Raw genomic sequence first — 13,019 nt, 5'->3', positions numbered from 1 at the left:
CGCCGCATGATATAATGGGCGTTCTTCAATGCTTTAGGGAAAACGCCTGTGTCCTCTTTACGCCTGCTTATTTCCGATTCTTACGATCCCTGGTTTAACCTGGCGGTGGAAGAGTGCATCTTCCGCCAGATGCCTGCCACCCAGCGCGTGCTGTTTCTCTGGCGCAACGCCGACACCGTCGTGATTGGCCGGGCGCAGAACCCGTGGAAAGAGTGCAATACGCGCCGGATGGAGGAAGATAACGTTCGTCTGGCGCGGCGCAGCAGCGGCGGCGGTGCGGTGTTCCACGATCTCGGCAATACCTGTTTTACCTTTATGGCGGGCAAACCGGAGTATGACAAAAGCGTCTCGACCGCGATTGTGATTAACGCGCTGGCGCAGCTTGGCATTCCGGCATCGGCCTCCGGGCGCAACGATCTGGTGGTGGAAACCGCCGAAGGGCCGCGCAAAATTTCCGGCTCCGCCTACCGCGAGACGATGGATCGCGGTTTTCACCACGGCACGCTCTTGCTGAACGCCGATTTAAGCCGGCTTTCGAATTACCTGAACCCGGATAAGAAAAAGCTCCAGGCGAAAGGGATCACCTCCGTGCGCGGGCGCGTCGCCAATATTCACGATCTCAAACCGGGCGTGACGCATGCGCAGATCTGCGAGGCCGTGACGGAGGCGTTTTTCGCGTATTACGGCGAGAGGGTGGCCGCCGAGGTGATTTCCCCCGACGCGTTCCCGGATCTGCCCGGCTTTGCCGAAACGTTCGCGCGCCAGAGCAGCTGGGAGTGGAATTTCGGCCAGGCGCCTGCCTTTACGCATCAACTCGATGAGCGGTTTGTCTGGGGCGGCGTGGAGCTGCATTTCGACGTGGAAAAGGGGCATATCACCCGCACACAGCTTTTTACCGACAGCCTGAACCCCGCGCCGCTGGAGGCGCTGGCGAGCCGGTTGCAAGGCTGCGTGTATCAGGCCAGCGCATTGCAGGGAGTTTGTGAGGCGTTAGTGAGTGAGTTTCCCGCCCAGGCCGCGGAATTGCGCGAAGTGGGCGCGTGGATGGCGCAGGCGGTGCGTTAACCATTGTGCGTTAAAAACCACTGGTGGGTGCGCTTTGCTTACCCACCCTACGAAACAACTAAACCCTGCGCCGATGGTGGGTGCGCTTCGCTTACCCACCCTACCAAACATAGCCTTTTCGTGCGTAGGGCGGGTAAGCGCAGCGCACCCGCCGCGCCGGGGCGTTCAACTGCCCGAATTCGCCCACTAAAAAAGGGCGCCGCAGCGCCCTTTTCTTTCACTTTAAACACGCGAAAACTTATTCTTTATCGCCCAGCAGCACGGATTCCAGCGCAATCTTGATCATGTCGTTAAACGTGGTCTGACGCTCTGCCGCGGTGGTCTGCTCGTGGGTACGGATATGGTCGGACACGGTGCAGATGGTCAGCGCTTTCGCACCGAATTCTGCCGCCACACCGTAGATGCCTGCCGCTTCCATTTCCACGCCCAGGATGCCGTATTTCTCCATCACGTCGAACATTGACGGGTCCGGCGTATAGAACAGGTCAGCGGAGAAAATGTTACCTACGCGCGCTTCCACACCCAGCGCTTTCGCCGCATCTACCGCGTTACGTACCATGTCGAAATCCGCGATTGCCGCGAAATCGTGATCTTTAAAACGCAGGCGGTTCACTTTGGAATCGGTGCACGCGCCCATGCCGATAACCACATCGCGCAGCTTAACGTCTGCACGCACCGCGCCGCAGGAGCCCACGCGGATGATTTTTTTCACGCCGAAATCGGTGATCAGCTCTTTGGTGTAAATAGAGCAGGACGGGATACCCATGCCGTGGCCCATGACGGAAATCTTACGGCCTTTGTAAGTCCCGGTGAAACCCAGCATGCCGCGCACGTTGTTCACTTCGCGCACGTCTTCCAGGAAGGTTTCTGCAATGTGTTTCGCACGCAGCGGGTCGCCCGGCATCAGCACAACGTCCGCGAAATCGCCCATCTCAGCGTTAATATGTGGGGTTGCCATCTCTGTTTCCTTTTTAGTTTTTTATGTTGCCGGGCGGCGGCGGCACACCCGGCCTGCAACTGACTATCGTCAGTTAAAATAAAGCTTTGCCGTATTCCATGTCAGACAGGCCAAAGTATTTGGCGACGGTCTGGCCGATATCAGCAAAGGTATCGCGGTGGCCAAGCGAGCCCGGTTTCACTTTCGGGCCGTAGACCAGCACCGGAATGTGCTCACGGGTGTGATCGGTGCCTTTCCAGGTCGGGTCACAGCCGTGGTCAGCGGTAAAGATGATAATGTCATCTTCGCCGACCAGCTCCAGCAGCTCCGGCAGACGGCGGTCAAACAGCTCAAGCCCGGCCGCGTAGCCCGCGACATCGCGGCGATGGCCCCAGGAGGAGTCAAAGTCCACGAAGTTGGTGAAGACGATGGTGTTGTCGCCCGCTTCTTTCATCTCTTTGATGGTGGCGTCAAACAGCGCGTCAAGGCCGGTGGCTTTCACTTTTTTAGTGATGCCCATGTTGGCGTAGATATCTGCGATTTTACCGACAGACACCACGTGACCGCCCTTCTCGTCCACCAGCTTTTTCAGCACGACCGGCGACGGCGGCTCAACGGCCAGGTCGTGACGGTTGCCGGTACGCTGGAAGTTGCCCGCTTTGTCGCCGACAAACGGACGCGCGATAACGCGGCCAATGTTGTAGCCGCCTTCGGTCAGCTCTTCACGCGCGATTTCGCACAGCTCATAGAGGCGGTCCAGGCCGAACGTCTCTTCATGGCAGGCAATCTGGAAGACGGAGTCAGCGGAGGTGTAGAAAATCGGCTTGCCGGTTTTCATATGCTCTTCGCCCAGCTCGTCCAGAATCACCGTGCCCGAGGAGTGGCAGTTACCGAGATAGCCCGGCAGATTCGCGCGCTCCACCAGTTTGTCGAGCAGTTCCTGCGGGAAGCTGTTTTTCTCGTCGGTGAAATAGCCCCAGTCGAACAGCACCGGCACACCGGCGATTTCCCAGTGGCCTGACGGCGTGTCTTTACCGGAGGAAAGCTCATGCGCCCAGGCGTACGCGCCGGTGATTTCCGTGTTGCCGTCCATACCGGCAGGAATAAAGCCAGTGGCGCCTTCATGCGCTTTTGCAAGGCCCAGCTTCGTCAGATTCGGCAGATGCAGCGGGCCTTTACGGCCGATGTCTGCTTCACCTTTGGCGCAGGCCTCGGCAATGTGGCCAAGTGTGTCAGAACCCGCGTCGCCAAAGCGTTCCGCGTCTTCTGTCGCGCCAATACCAAAGGAGTCCAGCACCATAATAAATGCACGTTTCATATTTTCTCCGTACCTATTGCGCTGTAAAAAAGTGATCAGATCAGTATGCCACTTATTCACTGATTCTGCGATAGACAACCGGTGACGTTTTCGCCGCCGTATCGTCAACGTTGATGGCCGCTTTAACGGCCGCCGCCGCTTCCTGCCAGCTCGCTTCGCTCTTCGCGTGGATGATGGCCAGCGGACGCTCGCCGTCAACCTGTTCGCCGAGGCGCGCCATATCGGTCAGGCCGACGCTGTAATCAATGCTGTCGGACGCCTGACGGCGACCGCCGCCCATAGCCACAACCGCCATACCGAGCGCGCGGGTATCCATTTGCGTGACAAAGCCGGAACGGTCGGCATAAACCGCTTTGCTGAGCGTGGCCGCGGGCAGGTAGCGCTCGTAGTTGTCGACAAAATCCGCCGGGCCGCTTTGCGCGGCCACCATACGCCCGAAAATCTCCGCCGCCTGGCCGCTGTCCAGCACCTGTTGCAGCTTCGCGCGCGCTTCTGTCTCGTCTTTCGCAAGCCCGCCGGAGAGCAGCATCTCGACGCACAGCGCCATCGTCACTTCCAGCAGACGCGGGTTGCGGTAATCGCCGGTCAGGAACCGCACCGCTTCACGCACTTCCACCGCGTTACCGGCGCTGGATGCCAGCACTTCGTTCATATCGGTCAGCAGCGCGGTCGTGCGCACACCCGCACCGTTCGCCACGCCAACGATCGCCTGCGCCAGCTCTTCAGAGAGCGCATAAGTCGGCATGAACGCCCCGCTGCCCACTTTCACGTCCATCACCAGCGCGTCCAGCCCTTCGGCGAGTTTTTTCGCGAGGATCGAGGCAGTGATCAGCGGAATAGAATCGACGGTCGCGGTGATATCACGCGTGGCATAGAAGCGTTTATCCGCCGGTGCCAGCGAGTTGGTCTGGCCAATTATCGCCACGCCGACGTTTTTAATAATGTCGCGAAAGCGATTGTCATCCGGGAAAATATCAAACCCCGGGATCGCTTCCAGTTTATCGAGGGTGCCGCCGGTGTGGCCCAGCCCGCGCCCGGAAATCATCGGAATGTAACCGCCGCACGCCGCCACCATCGGACCCAGCATCAGCGAGGTCACGTCGCCCACGCCGCCGGTGGAGTGTTTATCCACGACCGGGCCGTTGAGGTTCAGGCTTTTCCAGTCCAGCACGGTGCCGGAATCGCGCATCGCCATCGTCAGCGAGACTCGCTCCGGCATGGTCATGTCGTGAAAGAAAATCGTCATCGCCAGCGCGGCGATCTGGCCTTCGGACACAGTGTTATCGCGAATGCCGTTAATAAAAAAGCGGATCTCTTCGTCGCTGAGCGCATGGCCGTCGCGCTTTTTACGAATAATTTCTTGAGCGAGGAACACGGTACCCCCCGTGAATAAGGAAGAACGATGGCGGGTCACGCGAAGCTCCCGCCCGGTGATTCAGTCGGCCTGATGGGCGAAGCGCCATCAGGCACAACGTGACTTAGTAGCTGCTGGCGCTTTTGCCGTCGCCGTGGCCGAGCGCCTGAAGCAGGCTCGCCAGCAGGCTGGACGCGCCAAAGCGGTAGTGACGGGCATCGGCCCAGTCGGCACCCAGCAGCTCATCAGCGACCGCCAGATATTTGGCCGCATCTTCCGCCGTGCGCACGCCGCCAGCCGGTTTAAAGCCTACGGTTTTCGCCACGCCCATATCGCGGATCACTTCCAGCATGATGCGGGCGCTTTCCGGCGTCGCGTTCACCGGCACTTTACCGGTTGAGGTTTTGATGAAATCGGCACCCGCTTTGATGGAGATTTCAGACGCCTTGCGGATCAGGGCTTCTTCTTTCAGCTCGCCGGTTTCGATAATCACTTTCAGCAGTACATTCGCCGCCGCGCAGGCGTCTTTACAGGCTTTCACCAGATCAAAGCCCACCTGCTCGTTGCCCGCCATCAGCGCGCGATACGGGAAAACCACGTCCACTTCGTCTGCGCCATAGGCGATCGCCGCACGGGTTTCCGCCAGCGCGATATCTATATCGTCGTTGCCATGCGGGAAGTTGGTGACGGTGGCGATACGGATATCCGGCGTCCCCTGCTCGTTCAGCGTCTTACGGGCGATCGGGATAAAGCGCGGGTAAATACAGACCGCGGCGGTGTTGCCCACCGGGGTTTTGGCCTGATGACATAAGGCGATCACTTTTTCATTGGTGTCGTCGTCATTCAGGGTGGTGAGGTCCATCAGTTGCAGCGCACGCAGGCTGCTTTTGGTTAAATCGGTCATAACTTTCTCCAACTAAAAAATGCATCTCGGGTGAGAAACTCAACACGTTGGAGCGGTCGTGGTTCCGTGAAGAAGAGCGGCGTCATCCGCCGTCACGCTGAGATCCGTCTCACCGCACATCATTGCCATCAATGTTAAAATTCTAACACCGACAGGCAGGATGTTTTTGTGCCTTGTTTCACAAATTGCAAAGTCATCATTGCATACTTTGCGCCATTATATGTGATTAACACAACATTATGACAGTCGGAATCGTGCGCCGGAAATAAAAAAGGCTGGCGCGACGCCAGCCTGAATATCACCGAAAATGTGAAAATAATAACATTCTCACATCCTGCTACAGCGCGAGAAACAGTCCGGCAATCGTCGCGCTCATCAGGTTAGAGAGCGTACCGGCCGCTACGGCCTTAAGCCCGAGCTGCGCGACTTCGTGGCGGCGGTTGGGTGCCATGCTGCCCAGCCCGCCAATCAGGATGGCGATAGAGGAAAGGTTAGCAAATCCGCACAGCGCGAAAGAGATAATCGCTTTGGTGTGATCAGAGAGCACCTGCAAGCCCGCCGCCGCGACTAACGCGTCCTCTTTCAGGTATTCGCCGAAATTCATATATGCCACGAATTCGTTAATGATGAGCTTCTGGCCGATAAACGAGCCCGCGACCATCGCCTCATCCCACGGCACGCCAATCAGCCACGCCACCGGCGAGAACAGCCAGCCGAGGATCAGCTGCAGCGACAATTCCGGGTGATTAAACCAGCCGCCGATACCCGAGAGCATGCCGTTCAGCAGGGCGATAAGCGCCACAAACGCCAGCAGCATCGCGCCGACGTTAAGCGCCAGCTGCATCCCGGCGGACGCACCGGAGGCGGCGGCGTCCAGCACGTTCGACGGACTGTCGGGATCGCGCTGCGTGGTATCGAGCTGCGGCGCGTCGTGCGGGGTTTCCGTCTCCGGAATAATGATTTTGGCGAACAGCAGACCGCCAGGGGCTGCCATAAAGGATGCGGCAATCAGGTATTCCAGCGGTACGCCCATCTGGGCATAGCCCGCCAGTACTGAGCCTGCCACCGACGCCAGGCCGCCGCACATCACGGCAAAGAGTTCAGAGCGGGTCATCGTGGCGATATACGGGCGCACCACGAGCGGCGCTTCGGTCTGGCCGACAAAAATATTGGCGGTCGCCGAGAGCGATTCGGTACGGGAGGTTTTCAGCACTTTACGCAACGCGCCGCCCAGCAGGCGGATCACCAGTTGCATGATGCCGAGATAATAGAGCACCGCGATAAGCGAGGAGAAAAAGACGATAACCGGCAGAACGCGCAGCGCGAAGATAAACCCGCCGCCGCCGAACACCTCAAACATTTTGTCGGACACCAGCCCGCCAAAAAGGAACGAGATGCCGTCATTGCCGTAAGCGATGACATTCGCCACGCCTTCAGACATCGCCAGCAGCACTTTGCGCCCGGCGGGCACGTAGAGCACCAGCGCGCCGATAGCAACCTGAATCAGCCATGCACCCACGACGGTGCGAAGATTAATCGCCTTTCTGTTACTGGAGAGTGCGACCGCGATGAGAAGCAGCGCCAGCATTCCCACCAGGCCCATCAATATTTGCATACAGTATCCCTGAGATATGAGTGAATTATGTTGTCCCGCGCAGGCAGGCGGCGCGATTTAACGACAGGGAATCTGTTGAAATCCAGACGCTTTACGCTTTTTTAAACAAGCGTGGACAGTGGGTCACATTTTGAGGCGCGGAAACAGCGCGCGGGTGTTTTCAAAGAGGGTATGAGCGATAACGTCCGGCGGCTCGGGGCGCAGTTCGCAGAGAACGTCAAACACGCCGTTAACGCGCTCGGGCCGGTTTGGTTGCCCCTGCCAGCCGTTCAGCGGCATATCGGGCGCGTCAGTTTCCAGCAGCAGCGCAGACAGCGGCAGCTTCGCGATGACGTCGCGCGTCTTTTGCGCGCGCGGGTAGGTAATCGTACCGCCGACGCCGATGCGGTAGCCGAGATCCACAAAGCGTTGCGCCTGTTGCAGGCTGCCCGCGAAGCCGTGCACCACGCCGGTACAGGGCAGCGCGTGGCGCTTAAGATGCATCGCGAGCTTATCGTGCGTGCGGCGCGAGTGCAGGATCACCGGCAGATCATAGCGTTTCGCGAGCCGCAACTGGGCGTCGAGTATCGCTTCCTGGCGCTCAAACAGCGGGTTTTCCATATAGAGATCGAGCCCGATCTCGCCTATCGCCACCAGTTTGTCCGCCTGCTGTTGCAGATGATGCTCCAGCAGCGCGAGGCTCGCGTCGTTATGGTTGCCGATGACAATCGGATGCAAACCGATGGCCGCCCACAGCGCCGGATAGCGCGCGGCAAGCTCCAGTACCGTCGCGAAGCGCGCAGCTTCCACCGCAGGCACAATGATGTGCTCAACGCCTGCCGACGCCGCCTGCGCCAGGCTTTCAGCCTCGGTACCGGTAAACGGCGGGAAATCGAAATGGCAGTGGGTGTCGATAAAGCGCCGCGTCATGCCAGATCCTCATCGCTGAACGTCGCGTCGTTCGCCTGCTCGGTTTTGACCAGCGGCGCGTCCAGCGCGTCGTTAGCGACGGTCGCCGGCGGCACCACGATGGTGGTTTCCGGTACGACAGGCGCCAGCACCTCAGCCGCCGCGGCAACCGCGGCCGGTTCAGCCACCGGCAGCACAGGGCGCGTACCGTAACGGCGCAGCGGCGGTTTGTTCACCAGCAGTTTGCCGACGGTGGCCAGGAAATAGCGCCCGCACAGACGGCCCAGTTTGTAATCTTCCATCAGCGCCGGAAGCCGGCTGCCAAGCGCCATGCTGGTCAGCGCGCGGGGCGGAGAGATTTCAAAAACGCGCAGTTTGCCAGGCGGGTTTTCGATAAATTCCTGAATCTCGCGGTAGGTTTTTTCGTGGTGCTGCACCAGATTGAGCAGCGGCTGCAGGCTGCTGTCGGTCAACCAGCGCTCCATACGCTTAAACCACTGCGGCGTGTAGTACATCTGCGACGGTACTGTGCGGATAACGACAAGCGTCGTGGCACCGAGGCGCGCCGCCTCGCGCACCGGGATCGCATCGCTCACGCCGCCGTCAAAATAGTTTACGCCGTCGATATCGACGCCAGGCCGGTAAAAACCCGGAATAGCACTAGAGGCGCGAACAATCTCCAGCCAGTTGCTCTCCTGCGGCGCGAAATAGCCAGGCGAGTAGTCATCACGGCGGCAGGCGCACATATAAAACGCTTTGCCGTTGTCAAAGAGCCGCATCGCGTTGCCCATATTGAGCGGCATACGCGCAGACGTGGCCTCGGTCAGCCAGTCGAGGTCGATAAGATTACCGCCGCGCACAAAGCGCACCGGGTCAAAGAAATCGCGAGAGGTGGTAAAGCGGGTAATGACGCGCCGGGCGTAACCGGGCTGGTTACAGACGTAGGCTGAGAGGTTTTGCGCCCCGGCAGAGGTGCCGAGAAAGAAGTCGAACGGGTTGAATTGCGCGCGCATGAATTCGTCCAGCACGCCGGCAGTAAAGATCCCGCGCTGACCGCCACCTTCACAGACGATAGCCAGCTTACCGGGACGAAACGGTTTTACCGCCAGCGGCGCTATGCTGCCCGGCGTTACGGGAATACGTTGTCCCACCCTGCTTTCCTGTTGTTATCCGTCGCGCGCCGCGCGAACGTTTTTCGGTGCCATAAACCAGCAAAGCCAGTCACAGGGACTGGCTTTGCCGTCTGTCAGTTATCTTTTTATCACACTATGGGCGTCGACGGCCCATAAAAAGGCTAACCAGGAACAGAATAATACCCACAACAAATACGATTTTCGCTGCGCCTGCTGCGGTACCTGCCAGGCCACCAAAGCCCAGAGCGGCCGCAATCAACGCGATAACCAGAAAGATAATGCCCCAACGAAACATAAGACTCTCCTTTACCATAGTTAATCTTTATACCGCTTCTTAATGAACGCAGCGTCCACTGGCGGTGTCATCCAGCTGATAGTGCTTACCTTCCCTCCCGGCGCAAACCGGGAGAGGGGCTTGCCTGTTACGACTTCACTTTTAGATCGTTTTTGACGCTTTTCACGCCATCAACTGCTTTTGCGATGCTTTCAGCGCGCTGAGACTGTTTTTCAGACTCGACGTGACCGGAAAGCTGCACCACACCGTCGGTGGTTTCGACTTTCACATTACGCGAAGGAACGATGTCATCCGCCAGCAGTTTCGCTTTGATTTCGCTGGTGGTGGCCGCGTCACCCGCATAACCTTTCACCGACTTGTCTTTACCGTCGCGTACGTGCAGCTTGTCGCTGACAGAAGTAACGCCTTCAACGCCTTTGGCGATTTTCACCGCTTCCTCGGCCTGAGCCTGGCTTTCAACAAAGCCGCTCAGCGTTACAACGCTTTTCTCGGTTTTAACAGAGATGTCGGTGCTCTTAATCTGTTCGTCATCTACCAGCGCCGCTTTAACTTTAGCGGTGATGGCGCTATCGTCCATGAAGTTACCGACTTTATTCATAGAGCTATCGATTTTTTGCCCTGCGCTATCCGCGGTAGATTTGGTGCTTTCAACGGCGGAGTTCTCTGCGAATGCAGAAGAGGACGCCATGACAGAACCCAATACAACAGCCAGCAGAGTTTTTGAAATCTTAGTCTTGTTCATCGATTCGTTCCTGTAGTTTGCTCAGAATTTGAGCCGCAAGCCGCCACGTCAGCGGCTTTCCTAACAGCAGGCATAAGCACCGCTGATGAGTTATTCGCGCCGCGCCGGCAAGGCATCGTCAGATGGGTCAGTCAGACAGCCGTCGCGTTGCGAAAACTCAGTTATTAATATGGCAATAATAACGTTTATGATGATGAATCACCGGATGAGAAGCGCTTAGCGGCATTTCATCCCGACGACGTTGTCATCACATTGTTAAATATAGATCAGCTTCGCAAAAACGCCTGGGCATCGGCGGGAAAAATCGCCAAAACAGCTGAGAAAGCAGGAATTTAAGAACATTCCGCATGGCGGAAAAAAGGCGGGGAAACGAGGCAGGACGCGGCTTTGCCGCGTCCTGAAGGGGATTAGTGCTCGCGCGTTTTACGGAAGGTGACGTCCGGGTAACGCTCCTGCGTGAGGTTAAGGTTGACCATGGTCGGGGCGATATACGTCAGGTTGTCGCCGCCATCCAGCGCCAGTTGAACCTCGTTTTTACGCTTGAACTCTTCGAATTTCTTCGCGTCGTCACACTCCACCCAGCGGGCTGTCGCCACGTTGACCGATTCGTAAATCGCCTCAACGCTGTATTCGCTCTTAAGGCGCGACATGACGACATCAAACTGCAGCACACCCACCGCCCCCACGATCAGATCGTTGTTGGAGAGCGGACGGAACACCTGCACTGCGCCCTCTTCTGAGAGCTGAACCAGCCCTTTCAGCAGCTGTTTCTGCTTGAGCGGGTCTTTCAGGCGGATACGGCGGAACAGTTCCGGGGCGAAGTTCGGGATACCGGTGAACTTCATGCTTTCACCCTGCGTGAAGGTGTCGCCGATCTGAATCGTGCCGTGGTTGTGCAGACCGATGATATCGCCCGGATACGCCTCTTCGACATGCGAACGGTCGCCCGCCATAAAGGTCAGCGCGTCGGAGATAACCACATCTTTACCGGTACGCACCTGGCGCAGCTTCATGCCTTTTTCATATTTACCGGACACCACGCGCATAAATGCCACGCGGTCGCGGTGTTTCGGGTCCATGTTGGCCTGAATTTTAAACACGAAACCGGAGAACTTCTCTTCGCTCGCTTCCACCACGCGGCCGTCGGTCTGGCGCGGCATCGGCGCAGGCGCCCACTCCACCAGGCCATCCAGCATGTGATCGACGCCGAAGTTACCAAGCGCGGTCCCGAAGAACACCGGCGTGATTTCACCGCTCAGGAACAGCTCGCGGTCAAACTCATGCGAAGCGCCTTTCACCAGCTCCAGCTCGTCGCGCAACTGCGCGGCCAGCTCGTCGCCCACGGCCTGATCCAGCTCCGGGTTGTCCAGCCCTTTAACGATGCGGACTTCCTGAATGGTATGGCCCTGACCGGTCTGGTACAGGTAGGTTTCGTCATTATAAAGGTGGTAAACGCCTTTAAAGAGTTTGCCGCAGCCAATCGGCCAGGTGATCGGCGCACAGGCGATTTTCAGCTCGTTTTCCACTTCATCCAGCAGCTCCATCGGATCGCGGATGTCACGGTCGAGTTTGTTCATAAAGGTCAGGATCGGCGTGTCGCGCAGACGGGTAACTTCCATCAGCTTACGGGTGCGATCCTCAACGCCTTTCGCGGCGTCGATAACCATCAGGCAGCAGTCCACCGCCGTCAGCGTGCGGTAGGTATCTTCCGAGAAGTCTTCGTGGCCGGGGGTATCCAGCAGATTAACGAGACAGTCATGGTAAGGGAACTGCATCACGGAGGTGGTAATAGAGATCCCGCGCTGCTTTTCCATCTCCATCCAGTCAGATTTCGCATGCTGGCTGGAGCCACGCCCTTTTACCGTACCGGCGACCTGAATCGCCTGTCCGAACAGCAGCACCTTTTCAGTGATCGTCGTTTTACCGGCGTCCGGGTGCGAGATAATGGCAAAAGTGCGGCGCTTGGCCACCTCTTGCAAATAAGGAGACAACGTCATAATCAATCTTCTGTGTAAGCGCGCGGCCAGGCACCACGCGGCGAGTGAGCGAAAAATGCGGCTATTTTACCCATCTGCCAGGGTCAGACAATCATTGTTTACACAGCAGCTGCTCCAGTTCGCTTAACGAGGTGACCTGCCAGGTCGGGGCGATATCTTCCGGCAGCGTGCGGCCGTGGTGGTTGAGCCAGCAGGTCGCGAGCCCGGCGTTGATGCCGCCCAGAATATCGGATTCCGCCGTGTCGCCCACCATCAGCACGCGGGAGCGATCGGGGTTGCCCATTTTCTCCAGCGCATAGTCGAAGATTTCCGGGGCGGGTTTCGCCACGCCGACCTGTTCGGAGATAACCAGTAAATCAAAATAGTCGCGAAAACCGGTGCGCTCAAGACGGATCTGCTGTAGCGCCGTAAAGCCGTTGGTAATGATGCCCAGTTTGACTTTGCCCTTAAGCGACGCCAGCAGCGACGCGGCACCCGGCAGCGGCGCGCAGATCTCCGCCATCGCGTTCAAAAAGGCGCTGTTCAGATCGCCTGCCGGCACGCTCAGACGGTCGGCCCAGCCCTGAAAACGCTGGTGTTGCAACTGTAACGCGCTGATAGCGCCGTTCTGGTAATCGACCCACAGCGGTTTATTCACGGCCTGATATTCGTGAAAATCCTGCTCGGTGAACGTCACGCTGTAGTCCAGGAACATGCGCTGCAGGCCGCCAAAGGCGTCGAAAGTAAACAGCGTTTCGTCAGCGTCAAAAAGAATCCAGTCCCACTTCATTA

The 13,019-nt window shown here is 58.1% G+C and carries 12 protein-coding genes; 1 reads left to right on the top strand and 11 read right to left on the bottom strand.

What is annotated here, in order from left to right:
- The first annotated feature begins 48 nt into the window (after positions 1-48).
- Positions 49-1,065, top strand: coding sequence for a lipoate--protein ligase LplA (gene lplA / locus ACUW6V_RS12870; RefSeq protein WP_012125836.1), 1,017 nt, complete (start codon positions 49-51; stop codon positions 1,063-1,065).
- 238 nt (positions 1,066-1,303) lie between these two features.
- Here lplA and deoD read toward each other — a convergent pair whose 3' ends face one another.
- The 11 genes from deoD to yjjG form a co-directional block, all read right to left on the bottom strand.
- Complete coding sequence (gene deoD, locus ACUW6V_RS12865) at positions 1,304-2,023, bottom strand: purine-nucleoside phosphorylase (protein WP_004386471.1); 720 nt, start codon at positions 2,021-2,023, stop codon at positions 1,304-1,306.
- A 73-nt stretch (positions 2,024-2,096) separates the two neighbouring features.
- Positions 2,097-3,320: a phosphopentomutase gene (deoB, locus tag ACUW6V_RS12860; protein ID WP_454038447.1), complete on the bottom strand. Its 1,224-nt coding sequence runs from the start codon at positions 3,318-3,320 to the stop codon at positions 2,097-2,099.
- 52 nt (positions 3,321-3,372) lie between these two features.
- Positions 3,373-4,695 carry a thymidine phosphorylase gene (gene deoA / locus ACUW6V_RS12855; RefSeq protein WP_454038446.1) on the bottom strand — a complete coding sequence of 441 codons (1,323 nt, stop codon included), beginning with the start codon at positions 4,693-4,695 and terminating at the stop codon, positions 3,373-3,375.
- Positions 4,696-4,798: 103 nt separating this feature from the next.
- A complete protein-coding gene (gene deoC, locus ACUW6V_RS12850; RefSeq protein WP_007767250.1) occupies positions 4,799-5,578 on the bottom strand; it encodes a deoxyribose-phosphate aldolase in 780 nt (259 codons plus the stop codon).
- A 337-nt stretch (positions 5,579-5,915) separates the two neighbouring features.
- Positions 5,916-7,193 (bottom strand): NupC/NupG family nucleoside CNT transporter, encoded by a 1,278-nt coding sequence (locus tag ACUW6V_RS12845; RefSeq protein WP_007847044.1) that lies wholly within the window; start codon positions 7,191-7,193, stop codon positions 5,916-5,918.
- A 123-nt stretch (positions 7,194-7,316) separates the two neighbouring features.
- Positions 7,317-8,102, bottom strand: coding sequence for a metal-dependent hydrolase (locus ACUW6V_RS12840; RefSeq protein WP_004386474.1), 786 nt, complete (start codon positions 8,100-8,102; stop codon positions 7,317-7,319).
- The gene (locus ACUW6V_RS12835; protein ID WP_012125839.1) at positions 8,099-9,232 is read right to left on the bottom strand and encodes a patatin-like phospholipase family protein; all 1,134 of its coding nucleotides are present in this window, start codon (positions 9,230-9,232) and stop codon (positions 8,099-8,101) included. Before ACUW6V_RS12835 ends, ACUW6V_RS12840 begins: the two co-directional genes overlap by 4 nt.
- A gap of 115 nt (positions 9,233-9,347) precedes the next feature.
- Positions 9,348-9,509 (bottom strand): DUF1328 domain-containing protein, encoded by a 162-nt coding sequence (locus tag ACUW6V_RS12830; protein ID WP_002437547.1) that lies wholly within the window; start codon positions 9,507-9,509, stop codon positions 9,348-9,350.
- Between the two features lie 127 nt (positions 9,510-9,636).
- On the bottom strand, positions 9,637-10,251 hold the full coding sequence (osmY, locus tag ACUW6V_RS12825) for a molecular chaperone OsmY (RefSeq protein WP_004386476.1): 615 nt from the start codon (positions 10,249-10,251) through the stop codon (positions 9,637-9,639).
- 407 nt (positions 10,252-10,658) lie between these two features.
- Positions 10,659-12,248, bottom strand: coding sequence for a peptide chain release factor 3 (prfC, locus tag ACUW6V_RS12820; protein WP_004386477.1), 1,590 nt, complete (start codon positions 12,246-12,248; stop codon positions 10,659-10,661).
- A gap of 91 nt (positions 12,249-12,339) precedes the next feature.
- The gene (gene yjjG / locus ACUW6V_RS12815) at positions 12,340-13,017 is read right to left on the bottom strand and encodes a pyrimidine 5'-nucleotidase (protein WP_007866037.1); all 678 of its coding nucleotides are present in this window, start codon (positions 13,015-13,017) and stop codon (positions 12,340-12,342) included.
- Positions 13,018-13,019 lie beyond the last annotated feature (2 nt).

Source organism: Cronobacter sp. 153480017-3, from assembly GCF_053627815.1.
Note: the sequence above shows the minus strand (reverse complement) of the source record. Positions and strands in the feature narration are given on the sequence as shown.